Origin of the sequence: Kordiimonas aestuarii (assembly GCF_025574465.1) — a bacterium.
Classification (GTDB): domain Bacteria; phylum Pseudomonadota; class Alphaproteobacteria; order Sphingomonadales; family Kordiimonadaceae; genus Kordiimonas; species Kordiimonas aestuarii.
Map to the genome: position 1 here is coordinate 82,665 of NZ_JAOBPP010000019.1, position 26,378 is coordinate 109,042.

Below are 26,378 nucleotides of genomic sequence, written 5' to 3' on the forward strand. Positions count from 1 at the left end.
AGAGCCTTAAACCGGCGCGCCGGGTTGCGGGATGGAAACACCTTCTGTCTGATACTGGTTCAGCTTGTTCCTGAGGGTGCGGATAGAAATGCCAAGAATATTGGCCGCATGTGTGCGATTGCCAAGACAGTGCTTGAGGGTATCGATGATAAGTTCACGCTCTACCTCTGCGACAGTCTTCCCGACCATTGTCGCCGCGCTGTCATCGCCATCTGCGCTGCCGCTGTCTGCGCCGGCGCTGCCTGTGACGTTGCCGCCATTGCTTACAGGCGCTGTGCCGAACGTAATGTTGCCGCTGGCGTCGGGCAGCAGGATTGCGGCGGTTGAAATTTCGTCACCTGTGGCAAGCAGCACGGCGCGGTGAATGGTGTTCTCCAGCTCCCGCACGTTGCCTTGCCAGTTGTGTGCCTGCAGCATCTTCATCGCGTCGTCAGAGACGGTACGTTCCTGTACCTGGTTTATCTCGGCATATTTTTTGGCGAAATGGTTTGCCAGAGCCTGAATGTCCGCCGGACGTTCCCGCAGCGACGGTACCCGCAGGTTCACGACGTTAAGGCGGAAGAAAAGGTCCTCGCGGAAATTGCCAGCCTTCACCTCTTCCTGCAGGTTGCGGTTCGAGGTGGCGATGATGCGGATGTTAACGTTTACGGGTTTGGCGCCACCAACGCGGTCGATCTGGCGTTCCTGAATGGCGCGCAGCAGTTTGGCCTGCAGACGCACATCCATCTCTGAAATCTCGTCAAGCAGCAGCGTGCCGCCATGAGCTTCCTCAAACTTACCGATCCGGCGGGCGACAGCACCGGTGAAGGCGCCTTTTTCATGCCCGAACAATTCCGACTCCAGCAGGTTTTCCGGGATGGCAGCGCAGTTGACGGCCACAAATGGTTTGTTGGCGCGGCGGCTTTTCTGGTGAACGAAACGCGCCATCACTTCCTTACCGGTACCGCTTTCGCCGGTAATCATGATGCTGGCCTCGCTTGGTGCCACCTGTTCCGCCAGCGCCGCCACATTTTTCATGATTGGGTCACGGTAAATGAAAGCCTGGCTGTCTTCGGTCACGGCTTCAAGGACGGCTGCGATCAATTCCGCATCCGGGGGCAGGGGGATATATTCCTTGGCCCCGCCACGAATGGCCGCTGCCGCAATCTTGGGGTCGGTGCCAATGCCGCATGCCACCACAGGGATCGAGAAGTGTTCGGCCCGCAGTTTCGGGATGAGGCTCGGGATGTCGAGTGAGACCTCAACCATCAGAAGGTCCGCACCGCGCGTCCGTAGCGTGCCGAGGGCTGTGTCAATATCAGGGGCGTGCGTAACCTTCGCGCCGCGCTCGATCGCAATCTGGCTGGCTGCGCCCAGTTGCCCGTTCAGGGTGCCCACAATGAGTAGTCGCATCTATCGTCTCCGTACCATGTCGCCGCTGCCTGCGCGGCTCATGCGATTTGCCGTCTATTTGAAAAAGGTCACCCTTTTTGCCGGCGGCAAAATTGTATTCAGGAGCATTTCAAGCCTGCGCGGATTTTCCTTCCGGCGGATTGAGGTTGCCCCCATTGAATAAAGGTTGTTCACAAGTTGCTCTTCGTCGGTGCAATGCTCGGTCTTCGCCGCAAGCGGGATGAAAACAAGATGCGCGAGCACCGCGCCGTAAAAAGTAGTCAAAAGGGCCACCGCCATCGCCGGGCCGATTTCGGCCGGGTTGTCGAGGTTGCCCAGCATCCGTACAAGGCCAATGAGCGTACCGATCAGGCCCATGGCTGGCGCCACATCACCAGCACGGCGCAGAAAATCCACGGCGCGCATGTGGCGAGAAGAGGCTGTGCTGGCTTCGCGCCGCAGGATCTGCTCAATCTCATCCGGCTCGGAGCCGTCAACGACGAGCTGGATTGCCTGCGCGAGGAACGGGGTGTCCTTCAAGCGTGGCAACAATTTCTCCAGCATCAGCACATCGTTGTGCTTGCGGCTTTCAACGGCAATTTTCAGCACCTTGATCGCCTCCTCGGTTGGATCACGCTGGCCATGGCGCAAAAGCTGCCAGATGTTGGCTGGAAGCGTGATCATCTCCTGCAGGCGGAAACTGATGGCAGTGACCGCCATCGTTCCCAGTATGACAATCAGCACGCCCTGCAGGTTGACGAAAGCCAGTGGCGACCCACCAAGCCAGATGGCTCCCCCCACCAGCAAAAATGCTGCCAGCATGCCGAAAATCGTGCTCATCGCGTCCTTGTCCCCCTCATGTCATCGTTATCAGACGATGCCGCCATCAAGTTTGATGATCTCGGTCATGGTAACACCCAGATGGTCTTCGACCAGAACCACCTCTCCCCGGGCAACCAGCCGGTTGTTGACATAAATATCAATGGCTTCACCGACTTTCCGGTCAAGCTCGATCACCGCGCCGGGCGCAAGCTTCAGAAGCTGGCTGACTTCCAGTGTCGATTTGCCCAGAACGGCCTGAACACGCACAGGGACATCAAATACAGGTTCAAGTTCCTGCGACGACCGGACCTGTCCGTCTTCCTTGGGCGCAAGGTCGGGTGACTTGCTGGTGCCACTCGACAAGTTCTGCAGGCCGACGTCACCCCCGTTGTTGTCCTCTTGGTTTGCCATTCAGTTTTCCTCTTTATCCCTGAGCATTACTATCTGGATCAGCCTCATCGCTTTCAGATGCTTGCGCCGCGGCTGGGGCCGGGACATCCTCTGGCATGACAAAGCGCTGAACCGCGCTTTCGATCTGGCTGATTGTAACATCATGTTTACGTTCGGTGCCGCCGTCCGGCCATTCTACCCTACAGTCCTGCGGGCCGAAGGAGGGTTCGCCCACCAGTACGATGTCACCGGGGAAGCTTGTCGCGGCCTTGAGGTCCTCAAGCCGGTCATTCACCGGGTCAACCAGCGGTTCCGATACCCGAACAACAAGGCGCGGTTCCTTCACCATGGTAGCCATGCAGTCTTCGATCAGTGCTTCAATCTCTGCCATCGGGTGTGAGCGCAACAGGGCAGGGGCAAGTTTTGACGCGATAGCGTAGGCGAGTTGTACCATCTCCTGCTTGAGGCTGCTTTCAAGCTGTGCGCGCTGCGAAAACAGGCCGTGCGCGGCTTGCTCAATCTGAGCCAGCAGGCCCTTGGTGGCATTCTCGATCTCGCCCAACGCCTGCTTGCGTCCTTCCTCAACACCCTGGCTGTAGGCGTCCGACTGCATGCGCTCCGCCTCGGCGCGCACACGCTCCAAATCCTCATCGTAACGGCTTTTGGCGCCGCCGTCGAAGGCCTGGTCAAATCGGTATTTTACGGGTTCAGCCATTCAGCGTTTCATGCCTCTAGTATATAAGTTCATCTTCGCCCTTGTTATCGGAAAGCAGGATTTCACCGGCTTCCGCAAGGTCCTTGGCTTTGTTGACCATGTCCATTTGGGCTTCGTCCACGTCACGCAGGCGTACGGGGCCCATGGCTTCCATGTCCTCGCGCAGGATTTTTGCCGCGCGTTCGGACATGTTTGAGAAGAACAGGTCGCGCAATGTGTCGGACGCCCCCTTCATAGCCAGTGCCAGTTTGTCCTTGTCCACGTTCCGCAGCAGCGTCTGAACACCCGATGGGTCGAGGTTCGCCAGATCCTCGAAGGTGAACATCAGCGCGCGAATGCGTTCGGCGCTATCGCGGTTGCGGTCTTCAAGGGCAGCCAGGAAGCGGCTTTCAGCCGACCGGTCGAGATAGTTGAAAATTTCCGCGATCGTTTCGTGGCTGTCGCGGCGGCTGGTGCGGGCAAGGTTGTTCATAAACTCCACCCGCAGGGTTTGTTCAACCTTATCAAGGATGTCCTTTTGTACAGCCTCCATGCGCAGCATGCGCATGATGACTTCCATCGAGAAGTCTTCCGGCAGCACGGACAGCACGCGCGCCGCATGCTCGGCCTTGATCTTCTGCAGCACCACGGCAACAGTCTGCGGGTATTCGTTCTTCAGGTAACTTGCCAGCACAACTTCGTTCACGTTGCCAAGCTTGTCCCACATGGTACGCCCGGCAGGACCCCGAATTTCGTCCATGATGATCTGGACACGGTCACCGGGCAGCATTTTCTTGAGCAGGCGCTCAGTACTTTCAAACGACCCGTTGAGGTTGCCAACAGTGGATACCTTGGAGGCAAATTCGACAAACAGGTCCTCAACATCGATGGCATCAATGGCGCCAAGGGTCGACATATGCTGCGACAGTTCCTTGACCTCGTCCTCGGACAGGTTTTCCCAGATCGCGCGGCCATGCTCCTCGCCAATGGCCAGCATGAAGGCTGCGGCCTTCTGCGATCCTGACATTTTGGTTAAATCTGCCACACTCTTACCTATGCTCTCAGTTGGTTACAAACAATGCGCGTATGATCGCGGTCACCTAGTCGGCATACAGCCATGTGCGAACAATGGCGACAGACTCGTCAGGGTTCGCACGGATAATGTCAGCCACTTTCTTGATGGCGCTTTCCTGGATGCGGCCTTCAACCTGGGCCAGATCAATCTTGGCATCTGTCCGGTGGCTGGTGTTGGTCAGCTGCCCGCTTTCGCGCGCCAGCCGTATGGCAAGCGCGGCATCCTCGTTGCCGGAGGCTGCCAAGGCCATCAACTCGGGCGTGATACCATTGCCTTCACCGCCGCCTGACGGGCCAGCGATAGCAGGCGTATCCGTGCTGCGGTCCTCGATCTGGTTCGGGTCGGGCGGTGGCGGGGCATCGGGAATGGCCTCAATAAGACGCATCACCAGCGGGCGCACCACCAGAAGGATAATCAGGATAACAGAAACAAACACGCCCCCTTCCGTGAGAATTTCCAGAAGGTCCTGTTTGTTAAGGCCAAAGAGGTTGAAGCCTGCCTCTGATTCGGAAAAAGGCTCGGGGTCGACAAAGCGCATACTCGCGACCGTCACCTGATCACCCCGGTCTTCATCATAGGGGATAGCGGTCAGGACCAGATTTTGCAACTGCGCGATCTCTTCGGCGCTGCGCTCCTGATAAGCGGTGGTGTTGCCTTCTTCATCAAGGGTACGCTCGCCATCGACCAGCACGGCCACGCGGATTTGGGTCAGTTTGCCCGGCTCCTGTACCGTCACCGTTTCGGTTTTGGAATTCTCGAAATTGGTGGTTTCCTGCGTTTTTTTCGCTACGTTGGATGGGTTGCCACCCAAGCCCTGTGCATCAGGCAGGTTGTTGCCCATGGTGACCTGGCCACCGACCTGATCACCGTCCTGGCTTTCTTCTTCAACTACATTCTGGCTCAGTATCACCTGCGCATCGGGATCATAGCTGACCTGGCTTGTCGTCGTGCGGCTGGTATCCATGCTGACGGCGACTTCAGCTCGTACCCGGCCATCGCCAACACGGCGCGCCAGAAGCTGTTCGATCTTGTCGCGGTAGAGGCGTTCTTTTGCCAGCCGGGCTTCCTCAATGTTCGAAAAACCGCCCAGCTTGCCCCGTTCCGCCGCGCCATCAACAAGCAAGCGACCGCTGGTGTCCGAAATGGTGACACGCTCGGGCGAAAGGCCTGGCACCGCTGTGGCGACCAGGGCCTGAATGGCCTGGGCTTGCTGGCGGCCGAGCGAAGCCCCGTTGGTGCGGATCATGATCGATGCTGTCGGCTCGGACGCTTCACGCTGGAACGGCCGGCGTTCGGGCATGACAATATGCACCCGTGCTTCGGATACCGAGCCGAGATATTTGATGGTGCGGGCGATTTCACCTTCAACCGCGCGAACATAGTTCACGTTAAGCTCAAAGCTGGTGCGGCCAAAACCGCTATCCTGATCGAAAATCTCTTTGCCAACCACACTGCCCGTGAGCCCTTCACCGGCAAGCGTAAGACGCAGACGGTCAACCTGATCACGGGGCACTCGCAGGATGCGGCCGCCGGCGTCGGTTTCATAAGGGATCTGCTCGCCTTCGAGTCGCTGCACGATCGTGGCCGCATTGGCTGGATCAAGATCGGAATACAGTGTTGTCATCGGGGCTGTCTGCCAACGACCGATGATCATCGTGAAAAACATCACAATGGCAAAACCGACAACACCCAGAAGGATCAATCGGCCCGTGCCGAGATTCCTGATAAACTGAAGAATACCTTCCAACACCCACCTCGGAAATTGTGCACCCGCATTTATGCCCCCGCCCATGCCCGGCGGGATTTGAGCCCAACTTACGCCGTCACGGTAAACAGATGGTTAAATCTAGGCAAAAATTGCCTATAAATGTAAAGGAAAATATTAGGGAATTTTCTGAGGGTAGCCAGAAAGCGCAGATTTCTGCGCCTTGGGCGCGAACGACGGTCTATATTCAGGCTGACCGGGCGCCGCGATATTTCTGAATTCTGGTGGTGCGCAGGCCGGGGAGGCCATTCTCATTGATGGCTTGTTGCCAGGCGAGAAACTCTTCTACTGATAGCGAATAGCGTTTGCACGCGTCTTCGAGGCTCAGCAGTCCGCCCTGCACGGCGGCGACAACCTCGGCCTTGCGGCGAATAACCCAGCGCTGCGTATTCGCACTTGGCAAATCCGCGAGGGTAAGGGGTTTCCCTGTCGGTCCTATGACCAGACTTTTTATGTCTTCACGTGCCATTGACTATATACCCGTTTTTGTTGGCCGGAGTGAGTATAGGCACGGGCTTTTTAAAAAAGGCCTAATGGCTAGGGTTAAGATTGAATTAATTTTTTGCTGTCTCCAAACAGAACCGGGTGACCCAAATGGGCCACCCGGTCTGCGCAAAAGAGATATCAGCCAGCTATTGGCGAACTGATATTAAAGTCTTGTCAGTTCCTCGAGGATCTGGTCAGAGGTCGTGATAATCCGCGTGGAAGCGGAGAAGGCACGTTGCACCTTGATCAGTTCCGCAAATTCGCTGGCGAGGTCCACAGTGGACTGTTCAAGCGAATTTGGAGCCACTTTACCCGCGCCACTTTCGCCCGGATGCTGCAGGTTGACTTCGCCGGAAAGATCAGACGAACCAAATGCGTTGCCCTGGCGGCGGCTCAGACCGTCCGCGTTCTGGAATACAGCGACAGGCAATTTGTAAACGCTGAGCGTCAGGCCATTATCAAACAGTGCGGTCACGATACCGTCTTCACCGATCGACACACCGTTGATGTTGCCAAAGGCGGCGCCATCGACGCTGAAGGACAGACGGGATGATTCCGTCGAGGACTGTACAAAGCCGTTCTTGAGACCATCGTCCCCAAAATCGAAGGTGATCGAGCCATCCTCAACTGCTGTCGCGCCAGAACTGTCAAACGTGATCGGGATCGACCCGCCCGGGAACGTGATTGCGGTGCTTGTGGAGTCCAGCATCGTGGACGTGTTGGAGCCACCACTAAGGTCGATGGAGCCATCCGTGTTGAAGTTCAGTTCACCGGAGGCGATCAGCCCGTTCGGGTGCGCACTCGAATCAACGACTGTCGGATCATCAAAATAGGCTTCATAGCTCCAGGAGTTGGTGCCTGTCTTGATGGCGGACATATTCACGAGGTGCGAACGACCCTGACTATCGTAAATGGTGATGTTGGTTTCAAAATCCGCGGTCACGACCCCCGCCGCAATGGCACCAAGCCCGGTCGGGTTTGTGGAAGCATTATAAGCGCCACCGGATGGGTCGTAGGTTGTGGTTGGCGTCACAGCCGTGGCTGTATCGAGGTTTACCCGAAGCGATACCGTGCTCGTGGCAGAACCAAAACCGTTCAGGTTATTGATGTTGATAGGGCGCAGTTCACCCAGATCGCTCTGGTTGCTTGCTGAAACCGCACCGGTAGAGTCAGTGGGCCACCCCATCAGGTAAAGACCGGCGGTGTTTTTGTAGAAGCCTTCATCATCCTGGCTGAAGGCACCGGCACGGGTGAAGAGGAACTCACCGTTGGCATCTTCTGCGCTTGTACCTTGGCGGACGACAAAGAAGCCCGCACCGTCGATCGACAGATCGGTCGCGGACCCGGATGGCTGCAAAAGGCCCTGCTTCGACACGAGGGTGTCGGAGAAGGCGCGGACGCCGCCAGGTGAATAGGACGAGAGGGCTGCGGTTTCAGTCACCAGCGTTGAAAAGCGGGACCGTGTTTCCTTATACCCAATCGTGTTTACGTTTGTGATGTTATCAGCGATGACACCAACGCCTTCGGTGAAGGCTTGGAGGCCTGATACGCCTGCTGCCAGAGCAGTGAATGCCATGTTACTTCTCCTAAACTCTCTTTTGCGTTTTCACTGGCTTTGGGCTTTCTGCTCTAGCCTCGGTCCCGAACTCGGGTCTGAGGCGGGCCGGGCACTTCGTCCCGGATTACTTCGTACCGCTCGTTATTTCTGATAGAGCTGTACGATATCTGTTTGATAGACATAGTTCTCGCCGACCTTGAACAGCGCTTCTGTATCTGTCAGGTCAACGGACTCGATTTCGCCGCGCACCGCGATACCCACATCCATGGTGGAGCCTTCGGTGTCCTTGGCTACAATTTTGACATTATAGGTGCCGGGTTCAGCGACGCCGCCGCCGTTGAGTTCCCCATTCCAGATGAAGTCATGGGTGCCGACGGAGCGGTCCGCACTTGTCTTGTAGACGACAGCGCCGTCGCTGTTGCGCACCTCAATGGTGGCTTCACTTGCCTCGGATGGCAGGTTATAGCGCCACTGGACTTCATCCTGGCCCTTGGTGGAAGCAGCATCAAATGTCCCGTAAATGCCGGGGACCAATGCATCTTTGCCAAGATACCCCGCCATGGAACTTTGGTGGTTCATCATGGTCAGGCTGGCAAGCGTCTCAAGGTTCTGGTTGGTCTTGATCTGCTGCTCAACGCCGGAGAACTGGACCAATTGTTCGGTGAACTGGTTACTGTCCATCGGGTCCATCGGGTCCTGGTGCTGCAACTGGGTTGTGAGCAGCACGAGGAAGTCGTCAAAATCGTTGGCGAGCGTAGCCGCCGACTTATCTCCGGCGGACTGATACTGGCTAATGCCGGTGCCTGTTACACTGTCTACCATCTACCTGTTACCTTCCTGTCTTCCTGCCTAGACCCGGATGTCGAGGCCGGTTTCGGCATCGACATAGGGAAGAATGTCATCAAGCGGCACGTCATCCGTACCCGCATCCTTGTCCGTAAATCCGGCGGCATGACCACCGGCGGAGCGGGCAGCGAGTTCATCGCGCATTTTTTCCTGTTGCACAGCTTCGGCGAAGGCCTTGCCAGCACTTTCCTGCTGGTTGCCCTGATCGAGGCTGAATTCGATTGTTGCCCCTTGCCCTTTGGCGTTGTTTGCATCAATCGCACGCTCCAGCCCGCGCGCGTCGCGCTGCAACAGCTCAAGCGTTTCGGGGCGTTCGGCGGTCACCTGCGCGTGCACACGCCCGCCATCCATGAAGCGCAGTTTTACCTGCACACGCCCCAGTTCCGCGGGATCGAGCCGCATGGTGAACTCCTGCTCGCCAGCCTTGACAGCCTTTGAAACGCTCATATTAAGCTGTTTGGCCACATGGCCCTGAAGGCCGCGAGACGCGTGTCCGCCAAGCAGACTCATGCTGGCCATAAAACCACCGTCGCCGCGCATGCCGGAGAGGCCGGTAGCGACAATGTCGCTGGCGGAGCCGTCTGGCAGGCCGGCAAGGCGCTCTGGCGTCATGGTCAGGGACAGATCCCTCGTCGCATTCATCTGTGGCAGGGTTTCGGGCCGCGCGGCAACCGGATCAACGGGCCGTGCGGTCAAGGCCTCCCCGCGTGCGGGGGCGGTCTTGCTGTCTTCACCGAGGGCAGGCGCCACTTTATCCAAAACGTTCGCATTCGCCGGCTTTTTTGCTGACTGGCCGGTATTGTTTTGTGACGCCGTATTCTGCTGCTGATTAGCAGCGACCATGTATCCGTCAGCCATGTTTTGGGCCTGATCAGCGGGTTTCTGCTGCGCACTGTCTGCCTGAACCGTAGGCTGCTTGCTGGCGTTCGCAGCTTGCGCGGCGACGGCCGTACTTGCAGTATCATCGGCTGCATCAGCCGCAGCGTTGGAGACCGCTGCGGCAACAGCTTGAGCGGGATCTTGCGGGATAGCGTCCGCTGCTGGCGGGGCGGGATTAACCAGCCCGGCGGCCAGGGTCTCACTACTCTGCGCCGGTGCGGCAGATGTTGCAGGCGTACCTTCTGGTGCTATGTCGGTTGGTGGGGGCGTGGTTTGCGCGGCAGTCTGGGTAGGCGCTTCTGCAAGCGGCGCTGCCCCCTCAGGCGCAGTGGCCGTCCCATCCGGTGTTGCGGTACCAGCGGGCGCAAGAGTGCCAGCCGGTATTGTCACGGCGGCCTGGTCCGCCGGTGCCTGTGAAGCGTTGATCAAGGCAGCAAGCTCCGACACCGGGAGAATATGCGCCTCACCACTTGGCGCCGTCAGCGTCAGCGCCGGTATCTTGCCTGAAGTAACCATGCCCTGCAGGGCATTGAGAAGGTCCGACTTTGCGCCTTCGGGCAGCGATGCAATATCCGACAGCGGCAACTCTGCGGTTTCGAGCTTCGCAGCGCCGCCTTCGGTGGTTGCTATATTAAGCTGTACAAGCGCGGCGGGCAGCACCTTCGCAAAATTGACTTCCTGGGTAACGGCGCTGTTGCCGCTCGACGAAAAAACACCGAGGTCGCCTTGGAACGACGCGGGCTTCTGTTCAGCGGGGATCGTAACGCCGAGGGCGGTTAAAAATTCCGCCTGTGCAGGGGACAGTTCCTCCAGCGTCTGAATGTCATCAGGTGAGGTCGCCGTTTTCGCACCGTCAGCCTGAAAGCTTTGTATCAAATTGCCAAACAGTGCTGCAAAGCCGCTTTCCTGCCCCTCAGTTGTTGGCTGAGAACCAAAAAGCGCTGCCGCGGCTTGACTTGAATTGACGCCCTGCGCCTGCATCATTTGATCAATCGGGTTCATTCGATCTTACCAATTTACGTTGTCCTGTCCGTTGCTTCTGTCGCGGGACGGGATTTGTTCGCTTGTCAATAAGCAAGGCTCGGGCCAGTTTTCAGAGGCGTTGTAAAATCAGGCGAATTCGGGCTTCTGGTCATGGGTGGGGTGGTTGTGGCATGATGCAGGGCGGATATTGCCGGGCAAAAAGCGCTGAGGCGGAAAATAAGGCAGAAACGCTTGCGCCGCCGGTCATGAAGGCTTATATGCACGGCTGATTTTGAAATCTGGACGAAAGTAGTAGGAAATGTCTGACACAGCCCACGCCACGGCGCTGGCCATGGAGCAGAGCGCAGGATACGCCGGCGGGATCAACAGCCTCGGCTTTGACCGTGCGCCGGCGGATACGCGCGTTGTGGTCGCTATGTCGGGCGGGGTCGACAGCTCTGTTACAGCCGCGCTCCTGAAGGAGCAGGGCTATGACGTGGTGGGCATTACCCTCCAGCTTTATGACCACGGCGTGGCAGTGCAGAAAAAGGGCAGTTGCTGCGCGGGGCAGGATATTCATGACGCCCGCCGCGTGGCGGAAGCGCTTGGTATCCCGCATTATGTGCTGGACTATGAAAGCCGCTTCAAGAATCAGGTGATGGAAGAGTTTGCCGACAGTTACATCAAGGGCGAAACGCCGATTCCGTGTGTGCGCTGTAACCAGACGGTGAAGTTCAAGGATCTTCTTGATACCGCGCGTGACCTTGGTGCCGCCTGCATGGCCACCGGGCATTATGTGCAACGGGTTGTGGGCAAGGACGGCAAGTCCCGCCTTGTACGCGGTATCGACAGTGGCAAGGACCAGAGCTATTTTCTCTTTGCCACCACGCAGGAGCAGATGGATTTCCTGCGCTTCCCCTTGGGTCATATGGACAAGACGGAAACCCGTGAGCACGCAGAACGTTTTGGCCTGTCAGTGGCCGATAAGCCCGACAGCCAGGACATTTGTTTTGTGCCCGAGGGGCGTTATGTTGATGTGATCGAGCGCTTGCGCCCTGGCGCGCTTGAGCCGGGCGAGATTGTGGATGTTGACGGCAATGTGCTTGGCACTCATGAAGGTATCGTGAAATATACCATCGGCCAGCGCCGTGGTCTTGGTGTCGGCGGTACGGCTGAGCCGCTTTATGTGGTAAAGCTCGACCCCACCAAAAAGCAGGTGATTGTTGGTCCCAGAGAAGCGCTGTTGACACGCGCCATCGGGGTTAAGGACGTCAACTGGATTGGCGAAAGCGTGCCTGAGAACGGCTTGAATGTGGTTGCCAAGATCAGATCCACCCGGCCTGGGGTACCAGCACGGTTGTTCCTTGAGGATGGTCGCGCCCATCTCGTGCTTGACGTGCCTGAGGCCGGTGTCGCACCGGGGCAGGCCGCAGTATTCTATGATGGTGACCGGGTGCTCGGCGGCGGCTGGATCGACCAGACAGAAAGTGCCGACCCCCGCCTTTCTGCGGCGTAAGTCAGCACTTTTTTTTATTGCCGAATATTGTACTGAAAAAGAGCGGGCGCCCCAAGTTTGCCGGTGGGGCGCCCGTCCTTCTCAGCCATCATCCGCCCTTGATCAAAGTGGCGGCGGAGTACGCCGCCCGCTGATGATGTTGGCAATCAGCGCGACAATGAAAAGGATGATAAAGGCAAAGAAGAGCCACTTGGCTGCCCACGCAAGTGTACCTGCGAGGCCACCAAAGCCAAGAGCGGCTGCAATCACTGCCAGAATGAAGAATGTTAACGCCCAACCAAGCATGGTTCGTCTCCTGTCTGTTGATGATTTGAGCTTACGAGGCCCCGCATCAATTCTCAGCAGGGGGATAGGCGTCGCATTATAAAAAAATGCTCAAGACTGCAAATTACTCTGCTGCCTGCATTTTTTCCGCGGGGTTGTGGAATTTTGCCATGAGGAGGGCTCGTTTTGATGGCTTTATATATGCCTTTGTCAGGTCGAAGTCATGTTGCGCCGCCACGCGTTTGTCCATGATGGCAAACCAGATCGGCGGGTTCCAGGCGGCCATGAACATGGTGAAGTACCCCGCGGGCAACTGTGGCGACGTACCGAAATGACGCAGGCACTGGTATGGCCGCTCCGCGTGGGCATGGTGGTCCGAGTGACGCTGCAGGTGATAAAGCATTACGTTCGAGACCACATGGTTGGCGTTCCAGCTATGATGGGGCTGCACGCGCTCGTATCGGCCGTCCTCACGTTTGCCGCGCATCAGGCCGTAATGTTCGATATAGTTCGCGCTCGAGAGCATCAGGTTTGACAAAAGTGCCCCGCCCAGGAGGTAGGGCAGCACAATCCAGCCGAACACAACAACAAAGGCGGAATACATCGTGATAGTGATCAGCGTGTTGAGGAAGACCTCATTTTCCACCGAGAAGGCAGATTTGCCCTTGCGGCCAAGCCGGGTCTTCTCAATACGCCATGCACGCCTGAAACCGCCCGGCAGCTCATGCGCCACGAACGCATAGAAACTTTCGCCCATCATGGCGGTGGCACTGTCCTCCGGTGTGGCGACCTCTACATGGTGGCCAAGGTTGTGTTCAATGCGGAAGTGTCCCATGCCGCACAGGCACAGCAGGAAGCGCGCCACGTTTTTTGACGTCTTGTCGCGCCGGTGACCCACTTCATGTGCGGTATTCAGCGCACCAGCTCCCATCAGTCCGTTGGCGATGGTAACGGCCATATAGGCACTCCAGTTCAGGTCCATTACCGCCACATACCACGCGCCGATCACCCATACGATATAGGCCGCGGGCAACGCGGCGAAGGCTGACCAGCGGTAAAACGGGTCATCACGCAGGAAGGGGATAGCATCGCGCGGCGGGTTGGACGTGTCCTCTCCGAACGCGATCTCGACGATCGGGATCAGCACATAGAAGAAAATCGGCGACAGCCAGAGCGTCCATTCGTTGCCGGTCTGTGCATAAAGCCACCATGCCACGAGCGGGATCGCGCTCAGGAGCACGGGCAGGGGCCATAGATAGCGTTTGCTGTCGCGCCACTCGGCACCGGTGTTTGCGGCACTTACCGCTGTCTGTTGGTCAACCATAATGCCTTCCCCGCACGCTTTTGAACCATTTGAGGGGAGTTTTCCATTTATTGATAATATTGTCAATAAACTAAAGGCTGGTTTGGGGTATCATGGGACGGGTGACCCGGCGAGCTTCCATGAGTGAAGTATGTGTCATTGTCGCGCCTGCCGCACAGCTCAGGCTCTTCGCCACCTAGGCAAAGCGGCAAACTTGCCGCATGTGGACAAAGAGAAAGCGAATTCCCTGCTTGATCACCATGGCTGCGGGGCGCTAGAAAAAGATGAAGGGGTGCAAGGGGATGGTTTTGGCAGAAAAAGTGAAACGCACGCGGCTCAGCCCGGAAGAGCGAAAAGGCCAGCTTTTGGAAGCGGCGGTGCAGCTGTTTGCCGAAAAAGGCATTGGTGAAGCCAAGCACGCCGACATTGCCAAGCGCACCGGCGTTTCTGTCGCCACGACCTTTGTCTATTTCCCCACGCGGGACGTCTTGATTGAAAGTGTGCTGGACGAAGTGGCAGTTCGAAACCTCGCCATTTTTGACGAGGTTGACCCTGAAGGCCTGGGTGCTGCGGAACTGCTGACTGCCTTGGCCGAGCACGCAACAGCCCGCGCCGAGGAAGACCGCGCCTACGCGCAGGTCTGGCTGAACTGGAGCACCAATTTCGCGCCAGCGATCCGCGCCAGGTTCCTCGCGCAGCAGGATATCATTCTCGATAAGCTGACCAACATTCTCAACAGCGCGCGTGACGGCAAGAAGAAGCGCGATGACCGCGACGACGCGCGTATTCTGCTCGCGGCTTCCCAAATGCTGACGGTGATGAAGCTCGACGGAGTGGACAAGGCGCGCCGTGACCGCTTTACCGAGCACACCATTGATGTTGTGTTGGCGTACGCGGGCGAGAAATAGCGACCCGCGCCTGTCAGCTCAGGCCTTTTCAATCGTCGGTTCATGCTCAACCGGGCAGTTCAGCGAATTGGCGATGAAACACTTTTCGTTTGCCACATGATGCAGCGACATGGCCTTCTCCGCGTCACTGTCCGGGGTGATGGTAATGTGCGGTCTGAGGATGATTTTGGTGAAACGGTCGGGGCCGTCGCCGCCTTCGCTCATAATGCCCTCAGCCTTGTCCACATACCCGGTGACGGTGATACCGTTTACGGCGCACAGGTGCAGGTACCACAGCATGTGACACGCGGCGGTGGAGCCAACGAGGATGTCCTCCGGGTTATGCCGTGCCGGGTCCCCCCTGAAGGCAGGGTCCGATGATCCAAGGATCCTGACCTTGCCGTCCATGTCGATATCATAGTCGCGGGCATAACTCTTGTAGGTCTTGGTGCCTTCCTCGCCGGCACCTGTCCAGGTGATGCGGCTGAAATAGTGGTGCTGTTTGGTCATTATGGTTCCCTCGTGCTTGTGTGACGTGGCTCTGACTATATGACGAAAAGTGTGGTATCGGCAGGGCCAATTTCATGCGCGGACGGGGTGCCACGACGCTTTTCCCTCACGGCTTTAATTCCTGTCGCCATTTTGTGACAAAATCGTCTTGACTGTTCGGCGACCCTCTTTTATACCGGCGCAGCTTTCAGCGGCCGTGTGGCGTGTTTTTAGTTGTGCCGAGTTGTCGCAAACGCGTTGAGGCATTTAATTTGGCCGAGTAGCTCAGTTGGTTAGAGCAGCGGAATCATAATCCGCGTGTCGGGGGTTCAAGTCCCTCCTCGGCTACCAATTCAAAAGCCCGCCCCGTTTCGGAGGTGGGCTTTTTGATTCTCGGGGATTTTTCGCTGGTGTTTGACGGACGGCAGCGGCGGCACTATAGAAGCGGCATGCAGATATTCGACGGCATCATATCAGACCGCGGGTCCAAATATGCGGTTTCAGGCGGCCCTTGCCACACGCCCGATGAGGCCAAGGCTTTTATCAAGGCGCTCTGCCGCAAAAAGAAGTTTGCCAAGGCGACACACAACAGCTGGGCATTCCTGCAGGATGACAGCCCGGTCAAGAACGATGATGGCGAGGCCGGGGCAGGCATGGTGATTATTCGCATGCTGGAGCGGGATGATATCCGCAACCACATTGTGGTGGTCACCCGCTGGTATGGTGGCAAGCATCTGGGCGGGGATCGTTTTCGCCACGTGCAGGATGCGGTGCGTCATTATCTCGATAACGCCAGTTTTGCGTGACGCCAGGCTCGCCTGACACCAGCATGGCCGGGCCTTGGGACCAGCAAAGGCTCAGGATGCCATCAGCCCGTACCCGCCGACGGGGTTGGTGGTTGCTATCATTTCCATGCCGTCGATGAGCGGACGGCCACGTTTGATGGCGTCCTGCACTGCCGGAAGGCCAAGTGAGGCCTCGTGGCTCTCCTTGTTTTCCCATACTTCGGTAATCCACAGGATGTTGTCGTCTGCGGGGTCGACCGCCACCACATAGCTAAGGCAGCCAGGCATGCCGCCGATGCCTTCCAGCAGGATTTTGGCGAGATCGTCGCGTGTTCCCGCTTTTGCGGTGAATTTCCCAATAAGTCCATACATGGGGCTGGTTCCCTTTGTTCCCTGTGCAGCGACGCTTGCCGCACATACAGCGGCAGATGTTGTGACGATAAAGTGTCGGCGGTTCAGTGTCATGGGGCAGAGCTAAGCCTCTCGTGTGAAAAAAGTCAATCAGGCCGATAGCGCGCCCCGAGGTATTAACCGGACCATTAAAAAGCCATGGGCTACCGGTACCGCGGGTCTGGTGTTCATGCTGATGTCTTTGCTTATGGGCATGGACGGCATAATCAGGTATAGCGGTGCTTGGAAAACGACTGAATTGACCTCTAACCAGTAACAGGACCTTATGAGTTTACGTGTGACACTTATTGGCATTTTTGCCCTGCTTCTGGGGGCAGGAGCACTGAACCTTGGCATGGGGTTGCAGGCGTCGCTTCTCGGCGTGCGTGCGGGGCTGGAAGGCTTTCCCACGCTGCTGATCGGCCTGATCATGTCGAGCTATTATGCCGGTTTTGTTGTGGGCAGCCTGCTTGCCCCCAAGATCGTCTCCCGGGTTGGTCATATTCGTACTTTTTCTGCTTTCGCTTCGTTGGCGTCAGCGGCGGCCCTGTGCCACGCCGTGTTCGTTGATCCGCTCAGTTGGGCGATCATGCGTGGCCTTACCGGTGTGTGTTTTGCCGCGCTGTGCCTTGTGACGGAAAGCTGGCTCAATGAACGGTCTTCCAATCTCAACCGGGGGACTGTCCTGTCGATCTATTTTGTTGTGATCCTTGCCTCCACAGCGGCGGGGCAGGCGTTTCTTATGATGGCGCCGCCCTCAGGCTACGACCTGTTTATCTTTGTCTCGGTTATCATCTCGGTTGCGCTGGTGCCCATTTCGCTGACCTCCACCCCTACGCCGGAAATCTCCGAGCCGCGGCGCATGGCGCTCCGCCGCTTGTACGGCATTTCACCGGTGGGGGTTTCAGGTTGTTTTGGTGCGGGTCTTATCACCGGGGCCTTCTGGGCGCTGGGAGCCGTGTATGCGCAAGGCAAGGGCCTGCCCACGGATGATATCGCCATCTTCATGACGCTGGTGGTTGGCGGCGGCGTGGTCACGCAGTGGCCCTTCGGCCGGTTGTCCGACAAGATGGACCGGCGCTATGTGATAGCGGGCATCACAATAGCCATTGCCGCACTGGGTGCTGTTGCCGGCCTTGGGCTGTTCCCGGACGGGCAGGGGCTTTATGTGCTTGGTGCGTTGATGGGCGGCCTCGTGTTGCCGCTCTATGGCCTTGTCATTGCCCATGCGAATGATTTTCTGGAGCCAGAGGACTTTGTGCCCGCGAGCGCGTCGCTTCTGTTGCTTTATGGGATCGGTGCCGTGGTCGGGCCCATGGTTGCGACCGTGGTGATGAAGGTCGCCGGACCAGACGGACTGTTCCTGCATCTTGGTATTGCGGCGGCGCTTCTGGCGGTGTTCACAAGCTACCGCATGACCCAGCGCTCTGCCGCTCCAAGCGACGAAAGCGCGGATTTTGTTTTTGCGGCCCAGGGCGTCAGCCCGGTCTCGTTCGAGCTTGACCCCAGGGCAGAGACCGAAGAGGGCTGTGAAACCGATACCTGATCAGTTGCCTGTGCGCATCAGTTGTCGGCGCGCGCCCGAAGCCAGTTGTTGAAGGCTGCGTGAAGGCCTGTGGCATCTTGCCGGAAAAGAAACACCTTGCGGATATGGGTGTAGGGCGCATCAGGCTTGACCGCACATAGCCCCTGACCCTGCGCTTCCTTATAGGCGGCTTCAATGCCATCGGTGAACATGACATCGGCCTCTTGCGCAAGGAGGGCCCGAAACGGCGCATGGTTGTCGCCAAGGACAGTGAGCGTGGCTGCGGGGGTGTTGGCGCGGGCGAACTTTTCGTTGGTGCCGCCGGGGTTCTCGACCACACGTACAGTGGGGCGGTTGATTTTCTCAAGATTGTCAAAGCGGGCTTCGTCGCCGCAGCGTGTCAGCGCCACCTTGCCGTCGGTGCGGATGGTGTCTGATACCAGCGCCTGCTGCGCGCGGGTGTCCGTGTAGGAGATGCCGCCGACCGCAACGTCAAAGAGGTTTGCGTTCAGGTCTGTCATCAACTCGGGCCAGCTTGTGTGGACGAACGTCACCTCATGCCCATGGTCGCGGGCAAAAGCTTCAACCAGGGCGATATCAAGGCCCTCGAAGGTGCCTGTTTCTTCATTCAGCCACGTCACCGGCTGATAGTCACCGGTTGTGCCAATGCGCAGTGTGTCAGCCTGTGCATTGGCACCAGCGCTCAGAAGGGCGAGGCAAAAAGCAAGTTTCAACATGGTGTCAGCTCCGTGTCTCGGGACATTTGGTGCGTTCCACCTGTTCGGTGATCCAGCGTGTGAAGGCCTTGAATTTTGACGTCTCCGCAAACTCGTAGGAACAAACGACCCAATCAGACGGTTCCGCCGGTTTGGGATCGCCAAGCGGCACCAGATAGCCCATTTTAACGTCATTTTCATACAAAAGCGTGCGCCCGAGTGCGACCCCCAAGCCGCCAATTGCGGCCTGTAGTGCCAGGTCCGTCCGGTCAAACAGGCTGACAGGTTCGATTTTCTGGGTGAAAGCGGGTTCGCTTGCCTGAAACTCCGCCCAGCCGAACGGGATGGCGTCTGCTTCGGTCGTATGGTCCATCAGGATATCAACCGGCTTGGCCCAGGGGTTGTTAACATCGATGCCGTTGGCTTCAATATAGGCCGGGCTTGCCAGTGGTTGCATATAAGACCGGCTGATGCGGATAGCCCGCAGGCCGGGATAGGGACCAAGCCCGAAACGCATGCCAACATCGGCATCATCCCGTGTGAAGTCAACAAGACGGGTCTGCGCCTGTACCGAGATATCAAGCCCGGCAGCCTTGGCAACGGTCAGCAACGGCACCATCCATTTCATGGCAAGGGACGGCGTGACAGAGACGCGAATGGTCGTGCTGCGCTTTTTGGCCTGTACCCGTGTCATCGCGGCTTCCAGTTCGGTCATGTTGGTGTGCGCTGCAGAGCAGAGTATCTCACCCGCTGTTGTGAAGCGCAGTGTCCGTGTCGTGCGTTCGAACAACTGCACGCCGATCAGGTCTTCCACCGCGCGGATACGGTGGCTGACAGCGGTTTGGTGCACGTTCAGGATATCGGCTGCCTTGGTGAAGCTTCGTGCCTCATGCATGGCGGCCAGGTGGGGTGTTGCCTGGGCAAGTTTGAGTAGCCTATTATTCATGAATATACCTCATGTATTTAGCATCTTTTCCCACCTTGCTGTTCCAGGTGCAAGTGCAAAAATAAAGTAACACGGCAAGATTGGTGTGTGCTCCCCTTGCGCATAACATGAAGAAGTCTCTTGAGACAGCGCTTCTTCAAACTCCCTTTCTCAGCCGTACGACAGCGAGGACACGAGGAGAACGGATATGAACAGGATTTTTTTAATAGCCGCCGCCGGCTTGATATCCGCCGGTTTTGCAGCTGCTGAAGCGCAGACTTTTCATCTGGCCCCGGACAGAAACCTGGTGAAAGGCAATGCCGCGCTTGCGGCGGGCGAACTTGAAGATGCCCTTGGGCATCTGCGCAAGGCGGTCCAGAAAAACATCACCGAGCGGGAACGCATCACCACCTATAACTCGATCTGTGCGGTGGAAAATATCCTGGGCAACCCCGATGCGGCGGTTCAGGCCTGTGATGCGGCAATCGCCGGTGACAGTCACTACTGGAAAGCCTTTGTCAACCGGGGCAACGCGCGCGCGGCGACCGGTGACCATGCAGGCGCACTTTCAGATTATTGCCGGGCCCATGACCTGAGCCCGGATCAGGTAAGTGGCACGTTTGAAGAGCGGTGTAACGCACAGAGCTAGCTTTCGGGCTGAAACTTCAAACATGCGCTTTAGGGCTGACCGTTGAACCCCTCGGTCAGCCCTTTTCTGTGCAGATAAGATGCTGACCGGGTTACATGTCGGTTGCCTGCGCGCGTGCGCGGCGCTACCGTTCCCCTCAGGGGAGGAGCGTCCATGGGCCGCAAGCTTTTGACTTATGATGATTTTCGCAGCGCTGCAAAACGTGCGCTGCCTGCACCTATGTTTCACTATATCGATGGCGGTGCCAGCGATGAATGGAACCTGATGCGCAGCACCAGCGCTTTTGACGACTATGAACTGATCCCTGAATATCTGCGCAATATCACCGGCGTAGACCTGCGAACCAACGTTCTGGGGGCCGAGATGGCTGCCCCTTTCATCCTGTCACCCACCGGCATGAGCCGCCTGTTTCACCATGGCAAGGAACTGGCCGTCGCGCGCGCGGCGGAGGCGGCGGGGCTGATGTATTCGCTTTCAACCCTTGGCACGACGAGCATGGAAGATGTGGCGGCGGTCAAGCCGGGGCCGAAGATGTTCCAGATCTATATCCACAAGGACCGTGGCCTGACGATGGAATTTGTCGAGCGGGCCAAGGCGGCGGGGTATGATGCCATCTGCCTGACGGTCGATGTGCCGGTTGCGGGCGGGCGCGAACGCGATCTGCGTACTGGTTTGACGATGCCGCCGAAATTTACGCTTGCCAGCTTGCTCAGTTTCATTGCGCATCCGAAATGGTCACTTAATTTGCTGCGTCACCCGGATTTCCAGCTTGCGAATGTGGTGCACCGGCAGGATGGCCTGCGGGACGGTACCATGGGGGTGATACGCTATATCAACAGCCAGATAGACGGCGCCATCGGCTGGGGTGACGCAGAAGCCATCGCCAAGGCGTGGGGCGGACCTTTTGCCATCAAGGGCTTGTTGTCGGCTGAGGACGCGAGGCGTGCCCGCGATGTGGGCGCGTCCGCAGTGATGATCTCGACCCATGGTGGCCGCCAGCTGGACGGGGTGCCCGCGCCGATCGACTGCGTGGCACCCATGCGTGACGCTGTCGGCGACGCGCTGGAGCTGATCGTTGACGGCGGGGTCCGGCGCCCGGTGCATGTACTCAAGGCATTGGCGCTTGGGGCTAATGCGGTGTCGTTCGGGCGGCCGTATCTATATGGGCTTGCCGCTGGCGGCGAGAAGGGCGTGGCGCGTGTGCTCTCGCTTATGCAGGCAGGGCTCACGCGGGACCTTATGCTGCTGGGATGTAAAAACATTGCCGAGGTCGGGGCGAAACATGTGCGCCGTGTTGGCGCGTGATATTCATGGCTAGGGCATTGGCGGTGATTACTGTTATAGTGCACCCAAAAGAGCAGGAGAGCCGATTTGTCCGTTGCCAAACCTATTCGTGATTATTCCCCGTCAGAGGAAGCCTGGCACGCAATAACCCACGGTGTCGCGGCAGTGCTGGCGGTTGTCGGGCTGGTGTTCCTGATTATGAAAGCCGCGGAAATTGGCGGCGTCAGTGTGATGGTCGCGGCGACGTTATACGGCGGCTTTATGGTGGCGATGTATGTCTGCTCCACGCTGTATCACAGCTTCTTTCGCTCCCGTTTTACACCGCTGCTGAAAACATTGGACCATAGCTCGATCTATTTCAAAATCGCCGGGGCCTATACGCCGTTTGCTTTGCTGGCGCTGCCGACAACTGTCGGTGTCTGGGTGCTGGCCTGTGCATGGAGTGCTGCTGTTTTGGGCGCTGCGCTCAAATTCCGTGGCTACGTCAAAAAAACGGGCAAAAAATTCAGCCCCGTTTCGTTATTGTTATACTTGGGGATGGGCTGGGCTGGCGTTCTGATGATCGGGGAGTTGATGGATCGTCTGCCATCCGCCGCCATCTGGTGGCTTGTGGCGGGCGGGCTTTGTTACACCATTGGCGCGCTTTTCTACGCCCTGAAACGCCTGCCCTACACGCATGCTGTCTGGCATGTATTTGTTATGGCGGGTAGCGCGTGCCACTTCATTACCATTTATTTTTATGTGATGCAGCCGGGCGGCGGTGTCAGCTAACGGCAATCATCTTATATCCGGGGGGATCATGATGCGCTTCAGTAAAACCATTCGCCGTGTCGGCACAGCCACCATTCTTGCAGCCACGATGGGCGGGGCCTCTCTTGCCGCTGAAGTCGCCGACCGGGTGTTTACCGGCGGTGTCGTCTGGACCGGGAACAGCGACAGCGCGGATGCTGAAGCCATTGCCGTCAAGGATGGGCGCATACTGGCTGTGGGGTGTGACGCCGACATGAGTGCCTTCATAGGCCCGGATACTGTAACCATTTTGCTTGATGGTCATTTTGTCGTGCCCGGCATGATAGACAACCATGTGCACTTTGAGATGGGTTCGGTCGGGCTGACCCAGGTCCAACTGCGGGACGCGGCAACGCCGGAGGAATTCTCCCGTCGTATCGGCGCGGCGGCCAAGGGCATGCCGGAAGGTGCATGGGTGCTGGAAGGCTCGTGGGATCATGAACTGTGGGGCGGCACCCTGCCGGACCGAAAATGGATTGATGGGCTGACGGGTGATGTGCCGGTGGCGGTATCCCGCCTTGACGGTCATATGATCCTCGCCAATAGCGCGGCACTCAAGCTGGCGGGCGTGACCGACGATACGCCTGACCCTGCGGGCGGGGTGATCGTGCGCGATGAGGATGGCCGGGCCACAGGCGTACTGAAAGACAATGCCATGGCGCTGGTTGTTGGCGCTGTGCCGCCACTGAGCGACCAGGGAATGGAAGAGATATTCAAGGGCGGCATGGCGCATGCCGTCAGCCATGGTGTGACGCAAGTACACGACATGGGGTATGACTGGCGCTCGCTCGAGACATTCCGCCGCCTGCGCGAGAAGGACGAGATGAGCATCCGCGTCTACGCTTTCACACCACTTGATGATTGGGAAACGCTGGCGGACTATGTGGCGGAAAATGGCCGCGGTGACGAATGGATTCGCTGGGGCGGGCTGAAGGGTTTTGTTGACGGGTCTCTCGGCTCCACTACGGCATGGTTCTATGAGCCCTATGCCGATGCGCCGGAGACAAGCGGTTTTCCGATTGCCGATATGGCTGTGCTGGAAGGGGACGTGCTGGGCGCGGCTGAGGCCGGACTGCATGTCACCGTGCATGCTATCGGCTATCAGGCCAACGACAAACTTCTGGACGCGTTTGAGCGTGTTCAGGACAAGGTCGCGCGTGACGATCTGCGCTTTCGTATCGAGCATGCGCAGCACCTGACAGCCGATGCCATCCCACGCTTTGCAGAGCTCGGCGTTATCGCCTCCATGCATCCCTATCATCTGATCGACGATGGCCGTTGGGCCGAAAAGCGGCTGGGTAAGGAACGGCTCAAGGGCACATATGCCATTGGCTCCGTGATGCGGGCGGGTGCCCATGTCACTTTCGGGTCGGATTGGTCCGTCGCCCCGCTGGAGCCGTTGCAGGGCATCTATGCGGCCGTTACCCGCCGCACGACTGACGGCAAAAACCCGCAGGGCTGGATCCCGGACGAAAAAATCAGCGTGCTTGAAGCGTTGAAGGCCTACACACAGGAAAATGCATATGCCGGATATCAGGAAGATAAGCTGGGTCGGCTGAATGCTGGCTATCTGGCTGATTTTGTTGTGCTTTCCGATAACCTTTTTGAGATTGATCCGGTCGCGATCAAGGATGTGCGCGTCCTGAGAACTGTAATTGGCGGAGAGGATCATTATCTCGGCAAATAGGCCTGCACCTAGCGCTTCCTTTTGCGAAAGATGGGCGGAACTGTTATAGTTCTCTGCTCACATCTCCTCATACCTCCATGCCCATATGAGGACAGCCTAGCTGCCAAATTAAGGAGGTTTTCATGACAATCGCGCCCATGTTGCAACAACATATGGACAAACAGGGCATCCCCTACGAGCTTATGTCTCATGACCGGGAGGTGGTTGCGACCCGTATCGCGCAGGCCGCACACATCCCAGGCAACAGTTTTGCCAAAGGTGTGCTGCTGAAGTCTGACTCCGGCTTTCTTGTCGCCGTGGTGCCGGCGAACCGGCATGTTGACCTTGCCGAGCTGAGCCACCGGCGGCATGAACGGCTGGGGCTTGCGAGCGAGGAGGAAGCGCGCCGTATATTCGCGGACTGTGACCCAGGAGCCGTACCGGCCTGCGCCGAAGCCTACGGTATTCCGATGATCGTGGACAGTGACCTGACGGATTTTGACGAGATTTACATGGAGGCGGGTGACCACAAAAGCCTGATCCATATTACCCGGCAGGGGTTCGCACGGTTGACCGCGATGGCGGAACTGGCGCCCATTTCACGCGCGCACTAGCAATACACAATCATGACCGGAAGGGTCGTCGTTACCGACGGCCCCGTGCCTTGATTGCAGCGGTTGCTGTTTCGATCTGTTCTGGTGAAAATATCTCCCAGGTATTTGCGCCGGCAATTTCACGCATGCGCCATGTGTAGGGGAACTCTGTCCACAATGCACAGTTCGGGAAGCGCACATCGCAGATGATGGTGCCCCGGTTGGTTTCGATAGAAAGTACCGCATGGTATTGTCCGTCTTCCGTGAAGGCTGTCACCAGCCGGAACGCGGCACTGTATGTCGGGAACATGGCGCGCAATTTGTGACGGAAAGTGAGGGCAAAATCTTCACAGTCACCGGGCCCAACCTCGTCAAGACGTTGCCAGAAGTCGCCTTCCTCGACGGTAGGGATGACAATTTTCCGGACTTCATAGTTAACGCGGTCCAACGCATTGTTCAGGCGTGCCGAAGATGGAATGGCACAATCCTCAGGGTTGCGTTCGCAATAGGCTTGAAATGCAGGGGGGGGCGGTACCTTTTCGCCCTTTGGCATGGCCCCGGCTGAAATAAGGGCCTGATCCTCAGGGCCGGTGCCCATACAGGCACTCAGCGATAAAACAAGCAGGATATATTTCAACTTTTCAAACACAGCATCAGGTCCCTTTGTTGGCCGTAACGTTACGTTCGGTCATTGCATGCGGTTGCCCGCGATAGTTTTTGCCTGATGGAAAGTGTTCGCCGTCAACAGACTTGGCTGTTGCTTCTTTATAAGCACAACTCGAAAAACGCTTCCGTGTCGTTGCCCGCGCTCAAAAGAATCACGAAATATGTGAAGTAATGTTTTGCTCCGAGGGCGTTAACAAGGAATTAAAGTCAATTTTTTACTAAAAAGATCGGAAATTTTTACTTTGTTTACTTAAATTACAACTTAATTAGAGCTAAATGGTGGTATGATTTTTAGTGCATATTTCCTGTTATTTTTCAAGGATTTAAGATTTATTGATTTAAGGCTGGCTCCAATATCGCAGCTCTTGTAAAAACAACTCGAAGTTGGAAGACAAAAAAACGCCGGAAAAAAATAATGGAAGCCAAGTCAAAAAAAATAATGAGCAACCAGGATGGCGTGCATGCAAATCTGGAAAAAACGGTGCAAAGGCACCTCGCATCGCGCTTCCGAAAGCCGATCAGCGATCATACAGGCGCTGCCTTTCAGGCTGTCGCGGCTGAACTGGCGCGAATAGACAGGCCCCTGATCCTCGATTCCTGCTGCGGGGTGGGGGATAGCAGCCGTGCACTGGCGCAGGCTTTCCCCGACCACTGGGTCATGGGGGTCGACAAATCGAACGTGCGCCTCAGCAAGGAGCGGGACGGGGTCGAGCCGGAAAATCTTTTGCTGGTGCGCGCTGATCTGAATGATTTCTTCCGCCTTGCAGCCGAAGCCGGTTGGCGGCCCGCACGCCATTATATCCTTTACCCCAACCCGTGGCCGAAGGCTGAGCACCTGAAACGCCGTTGGCACGGCGCGCCGGTGTTTCCCTATATCGTGGGGTTAGGCGGACGGCTGGAGCTGCGCTCAAACTGGTGGCTGTATCTCAGGGAATTTGCGGTCGCGCTTGAGGTGGCTGGGCACCGGGCAGAGCTGTGTCCTTATGGGGCGGACGAGCCCATCACGCCTTTCGAGGCCAAATATAAAAACAGCGGTCAGCCGCTCTGGCAGCTGACCGCTGATCTTGGTTAGGCTTGATCAG

The 26,378-nt window shown here is 57.5% G+C and carries 27 protein-coding genes and 1 tRNA gene; 11 read left to right on the forward strand and 17 right to left on the reverse strand.

What is annotated here, in order from left to right; genetic code table 11:
* Positions 1-6: 6 nt before the first annotated feature.
* From flbD to OEU85_RS07825, 10 genes are all read right to left on the reverse strand, one after another.
* Positions 7-1,392, reverse strand: a complete 1,386-nt coding sequence (flbD, locus tag OEU85_RS07780) for a sigma-54-dependent transcriptional regulator FlbD (RefSeq protein WP_262690908.1) — start codon at positions 1,390-1,392, stop codon at positions 7-9.
* Positions 1,393-1,446: 54 nt separating this feature from the next.
* Positions 1,447-2,211, reverse strand: coding sequence for a motility protein A (locus OEU85_RS07785; protein WP_262690909.1), 765 nt, complete (start codon positions 2,209-2,211; stop codon positions 1,447-1,449).
* A 30-nt stretch (positions 2,212-2,241) separates the two neighbouring features.
* Positions 2,242-2,604 carry a flagellar motor switch protein FliN gene (gene fliN, locus OEU85_RS07790; protein ID WP_262690910.1) on the reverse strand — a complete coding sequence of 121 codons (363 nt, stop codon included), beginning with the start codon at positions 2,602-2,604 and terminating at the stop codon, positions 2,242-2,244.
* A 13-nt stretch (positions 2,605-2,617) separates the two neighbouring features.
* Positions 2,618-3,298, reverse strand: coding sequence for a FliH/SctL family protein (locus tag OEU85_RS07795; RefSeq protein ID WP_262690911.1), 681 nt, complete (start codon positions 3,296-3,298; stop codon positions 2,618-2,620).
* A 16-nt stretch (positions 3,299-3,314) separates the two neighbouring features.
* Positions 3,315-4,304 carry a flagellar motor switch protein FliG gene (gene fliG / locus OEU85_RS07800; protein WP_262690912.1) on the reverse strand — a complete coding sequence of 330 codons (990 nt, stop codon included), beginning with the start codon at positions 4,302-4,304 and terminating at the stop codon, positions 3,315-3,317.
* A gap of 73 nt (positions 4,305-4,377) precedes the next feature.
* On the reverse strand, positions 4,378-6,099 hold the full coding sequence (fliF, locus tag OEU85_RS07805) for a flagellar basal-body MS-ring/collar protein FliF (protein ID WP_262690913.1): 1,722 nt from the start codon (positions 6,097-6,099) through the stop codon (positions 4,378-4,380).
* Positions 6,100-6,304: 205 nt separating this feature from the next.
* Positions 6,305-6,586 (reverse strand): CtrA inhibitor SciP, encoded by a 282-nt coding sequence (gene sciP, locus OEU85_RS07810; protein ID WP_262690914.1) that lies wholly within the window; start codon positions 6,584-6,586, stop codon positions 6,305-6,307.
* A gap of 180 nt (positions 6,587-6,766) precedes the next feature.
* On the reverse strand, positions 6,767-8,179 hold the full coding sequence (locus OEU85_RS07815; RefSeq protein ID WP_262690915.1) for a flagellar hook protein FlgE: 1,413 nt from the start codon (positions 8,177-8,179) through the stop codon (positions 6,767-6,769).
* Between the two features lie 123 nt (positions 8,180-8,302).
* On the reverse strand, positions 8,303-8,983 hold the full coding sequence (locus OEU85_RS07820) for a flagellar hook assembly protein FlgD (protein WP_262690916.1): 681 nt from the start codon (positions 8,981-8,983) through the stop codon (positions 8,303-8,305).
* Positions 8,984-9,010: 27 nt separating this feature from the next.
* On the reverse strand, positions 9,011-10,888 hold the full coding sequence (locus OEU85_RS07825; protein ID WP_262690917.1) for a flagellar hook-length control protein FliK: 1,878 nt from the start codon (positions 10,886-10,888) through the stop codon (positions 9,011-9,013).
* 313 nt (positions 10,889-11,201) lie between these two features.
* Between OEU85_RS07825 and mnmA the strand changes: the two genes are divergently transcribed.
* Positions 11,202-12,365: a tRNA 2-thiouridine(34) synthase MnmA gene (gene mnmA, locus OEU85_RS07830; RefSeq protein WP_394805398.1), complete on the forward strand. Its 1,164-nt coding sequence runs from the start codon at positions 11,202-11,204 to the stop codon at positions 12,363-12,365.
* Positions 12,366-12,467: 102 nt separating this feature from the next.
* Here mnmA and OEU85_RS07835 read toward each other — a convergent pair whose 3' ends face one another.
* Positions 12,468-12,650: a DUF1328 domain-containing protein gene (locus OEU85_RS07835; protein ID WP_262690919.1), complete on the reverse strand. Its 183-nt coding sequence runs from the start codon at positions 12,648-12,650 to the stop codon at positions 12,468-12,470.
* A gap of 103 nt (positions 12,651-12,753) precedes the next feature.
* A complete protein-coding gene (locus OEU85_RS07840) occupies positions 12,754-13,953 on the reverse strand; it encodes an alkane 1-monooxygenase (protein ID WP_262690920.1) in 1,200 nt (399 codons plus the stop codon).
* 287 nt (positions 13,954-14,240) lie between these two features.
* Between OEU85_RS07840 and OEU85_RS07845 the strand changes: the two genes are divergently transcribed.
* Positions 14,241-14,840 carry a TetR/AcrR family transcriptional regulator gene (locus OEU85_RS07845; RefSeq protein WP_262690921.1) on the forward strand — a complete coding sequence of 200 codons (600 nt, stop codon included), beginning with the start codon at positions 14,241-14,243 and terminating at the stop codon, positions 14,838-14,840.
* 18 nt (positions 14,841-14,858) lie between these two features.
* Here the strand turns inward: OEU85_RS07845 and OEU85_RS07850 are convergent, their stop codons facing one another.
* Positions 14,859-15,329, reverse strand: a complete 471-nt coding sequence (locus tag OEU85_RS07850; protein ID WP_262690922.1) for an OsmC family protein — start codon at positions 15,327-15,329, stop codon at positions 14,859-14,861.
* Positions 15,330-15,582: 253 nt separating this feature from the next.
* On the opposite strand from OEU85_RS07850, the gene OEU85_RS07855 reads away from it, so the two are divergent.
* Both OEU85_RS07855 and OEU85_RS07860 read left to right on the forward strand, forming a co-directional pair.
* Positions 15,583-15,659: transfer RNA gene (locus OEU85_RS07855), tRNA-Met, on the forward strand.
* Positions 15,660-15,694: 35 nt separating this feature from the next.
* The gene (locus OEU85_RS07860; RefSeq protein ID WP_262690923.1) at positions 15,695-16,114 is read left to right on the forward strand and encodes a YigZ family protein; all 420 of its coding nucleotides are present in this window, start codon (positions 15,695-15,697) and stop codon (positions 16,112-16,114) included.
* Between the two features lie 51 nt (positions 16,115-16,165).
* On the opposite strand, the gene OEU85_RS07865 is transcribed toward OEU85_RS07860, so the two are convergent.
* Positions 16,166-16,558 carry a putative quinol monooxygenase gene (locus OEU85_RS07865; RefSeq protein WP_262690924.1) on the reverse strand — a complete coding sequence of 131 codons (393 nt, stop codon included), beginning with the start codon at positions 16,556-16,558 and terminating at the stop codon, positions 16,166-16,168.
* Between the two features lie 211 nt (positions 16,559-16,769).
* Here OEU85_RS07865 and OEU85_RS07870 point away from each other — a divergent pair, with 211 nt between their 5' ends.
* On the forward strand, positions 16,770-18,029 hold the full coding sequence (locus OEU85_RS07870) for an MFS transporter (RefSeq protein ID WP_262690925.1): 1,260 nt from the start codon (positions 16,770-16,772) through the stop codon (positions 18,027-18,029).
* Positions 18,030-18,046: 17 nt separating this feature from the next.
* On the opposite strand, the gene OEU85_RS07875 is transcribed toward OEU85_RS07870, so the two are convergent.
* Together OEU85_RS07875 and OEU85_RS07880 are read right to left on the reverse strand one after the other, a co-directional pair.
* The gene (locus OEU85_RS07875) at positions 18,047-18,745 is read right to left on the reverse strand and encodes a transporter substrate-binding domain-containing protein (protein ID WP_262690926.1); all 699 of its coding nucleotides are present in this window, start codon (positions 18,743-18,745) and stop codon (positions 18,047-18,049) included.
* A gap of 4 nt (positions 18,746-18,749) precedes the next feature.
* Positions 18,750-19,670 (reverse strand): LysR family transcriptional regulator, encoded by a 921-nt coding sequence (locus OEU85_RS07880; RefSeq protein WP_262690927.1) that lies wholly within the window; start codon positions 19,668-19,670, stop codon positions 18,750-18,752.
* Positions 19,671-19,857: 187 nt separating this feature from the next.
* Between OEU85_RS07880 and OEU85_RS07885 the strand changes: the two genes are divergently transcribed.
* The 5 genes from OEU85_RS07885 to OEU85_RS07905 all read left to right on the forward strand — a co-directional run bounded on the left by OEU85_RS07885 (position 19,858) and on the right by OEU85_RS07905 (position 24,651).
* Entirely contained in the window at positions 19,858-20,298 is a 441-nt protein-coding gene (locus OEU85_RS07885; RefSeq protein ID WP_262690928.1) for a tetratricopeptide repeat protein, read from the forward strand.
* A gap of 153 nt (positions 20,299-20,451) precedes the next feature.
* Positions 20,452-21,603 carry an alpha-hydroxy acid oxidase gene (locus tag OEU85_RS07890; protein ID WP_262690929.1) on the forward strand — a complete coding sequence of 384 codons (1,152 nt, stop codon included), beginning with the start codon at positions 20,452-20,454 and terminating at the stop codon, positions 21,601-21,603.
* 66 nt (positions 21,604-21,669) lie between these two features.
* Positions 21,670-22,353, forward strand: coding sequence for a PAQR family membrane homeostasis protein TrhA (gene trhA / locus OEU85_RS07895; protein ID WP_262690930.1), 684 nt, complete (start codon positions 21,670-21,672; stop codon positions 22,351-22,353).
* Positions 22,354-22,381: 28 nt separating this feature from the next.
* On the forward strand, positions 22,382-24,058 hold the full coding sequence (locus OEU85_RS07900) for an amidohydrolase (RefSeq protein WP_262690931.1): 1,677 nt from the start codon (positions 22,382-22,384) through the stop codon (positions 24,056-24,058).
* A gap of 122 nt (positions 24,059-24,180) precedes the next feature.
* The gene (locus OEU85_RS07905) at positions 24,181-24,651 is read left to right on the forward strand and encodes an aminoacyl-tRNA deacylase (RefSeq protein WP_262690932.1); all 471 of its coding nucleotides are present in this window, start codon (positions 24,181-24,183) and stop codon (positions 24,649-24,651) included.
* 31 nt (positions 24,652-24,682) lie between these two features.
* Here OEU85_RS07905 and OEU85_RS07910 read toward each other — a convergent pair whose 3' ends face one another.
* Positions 24,683-25,279 (reverse strand): transglutaminase-like cysteine peptidase, encoded by a 597-nt coding sequence (locus tag OEU85_RS07910; RefSeq protein ID WP_262690933.1) that lies wholly within the window; start codon positions 25,277-25,279, stop codon positions 24,683-24,685.
* Positions 25,280-25,708: 429 nt separating this feature from the next.
* On the opposite strand from OEU85_RS07910, the gene trmB reads away from it, so the two are divergent.
* Positions 25,709-26,368, forward strand: coding sequence for a tRNA (guanine(46)-N(7))-methyltransferase TrmB (gene trmB, locus OEU85_RS07915; RefSeq protein WP_394805399.1), 660 nt, complete (start codon positions 25,709-25,711; stop codon positions 26,366-26,368).
* Positions 26,369-26,378 lie beyond the last annotated feature (10 nt).

Coding starts and splice junctions, on each gene's coding strand:
- OEU85_RS07900 (WP_262690931.1), top strand. CDS start 22,382: ATGATGCGCTTCAGTAAAACCATTCGCCGTGTCGGCACAGCCACCATT.
- OEU85_RS07890 (WP_262690929.1), top strand. CDS start 20,452: ATGGGCCGCAAGCTTTTGACTTATGATGATTTTCGCAGCGCTGCAAAA.
- OEU85_RS07870 (WP_262690925.1), top strand. CDS start 16,770: ATGAGTTTACGTGTGACACTTATTGGCATTTTTGCCCTGCTTCTGGGG.
- OEU85_RS07840 (WP_262690920.1), bottom strand. CDS start 13,953: ATGGTTGACCAACAGACAGCGGTAAGTGCCGCAAACACCGGTGCCGAG.
- flbD (WP_262690908.1), bottom strand. CDS start 1,392: ATGCGACTACTCATTGTGGGCACCCTGAACGGGCAACTGGGCGCAGCC.
- fliG (WP_262690912.1), bottom strand. CDS start 4,304: ATGTCAGGATCGCAGAAGGCCGCAGCCTTCATGCTGGCCATTGGCGAG.
- OEU85_RS07835 (WP_262690919.1), bottom strand. CDS start 12,650: ATGCTTGGTTGGGCGTTAACATTCTTCATTCTGGCAGTGATTGCAGCC.
- OEU85_RS07825 (WP_262690917.1), bottom strand. CDS start 10,888: ATGAACCCGATTGATCAAATGATGCAGGCGCAGGGCGTCAATTCAAGT.
- OEU85_RS07875 (WP_262690926.1), bottom strand. CDS start 18,745: ATGTTGAAACTTGCTTTTTGCCTCGCCCTTCTGAGCGCTGGTGCCAAT.
- fliN (WP_262690910.1), bottom strand. CDS start 2,604: ATGGCAAACCAAGAGGACAACAACGGGGGTGACGTCGGCCTGCAGAAC.
- OEU85_RS07785 (WP_262690909.1), bottom strand. CDS start 2,211: ATGAGCACGATTTTCGGCATGCTGGCAGCATTTTTGCTGGTGGGGGGA.
- OEU85_RS07905 (WP_262690932.1), top strand. CDS start 24,181: ATGACAATCGCGCCCATGTTGCAACAACATATGGACAAACAGGGCATC.
- OEU85_RS07820 (WP_262690916.1), bottom strand. CDS start 8,983: ATGGTAGACAGTGTAACAGGCACCGGCATTAGCCAGTATCAGTCCGCC.
- OEU85_RS07880 (WP_262690927.1), bottom strand. CDS start 19,670: ATGAATAATAGGCTACTCAAACTTGCCCAGGCAACACCCCACCTGGCC.
- OEU85_RS07850 (WP_262690922.1), bottom strand. CDS start 15,329: ATGACCAAACAGCACCACTATTTCAGCCGCATCACCTGGACAGGTGCC.
- sciP (WP_262690914.1), bottom strand. CDS start 6,586: ATGGCACGTGAAGACATAAAAAGTCTGGTCATAGGACCGACAGGGAAA.
- mnmA (WP_394805398.1), top strand. CDS start 11,202: ATGGAGCAGAGCGCAGGATACGCCGGCGGGATCAACAGCCTCGGCTTT.
- OEU85_RS07865 (WP_262690924.1), bottom strand. CDS start 16,558: ATGACACTGAACCGCCGACACTTTATCGTCACAACATCTGCCGCTGTA.
- OEU85_RS07815 (WP_262690915.1), bottom strand. CDS start 8,179: ATGGCATTCACTGCTCTGGCAGCAGGCGTATCAGGCCTCCAAGCCTTC.
- OEU85_RS07795 (WP_262690911.1), bottom strand. CDS start 3,298: ATGGCTGAACCCGTAAAATACCGATTTGACCAGGCCTTCGACGGCGGC.
- OEU85_RS07885 (WP_262690928.1), top strand. CDS start 19,858: ATGAACAGGATTTTTTTAATAGCCGCCGCCGGCTTGATATCCGCCGGT.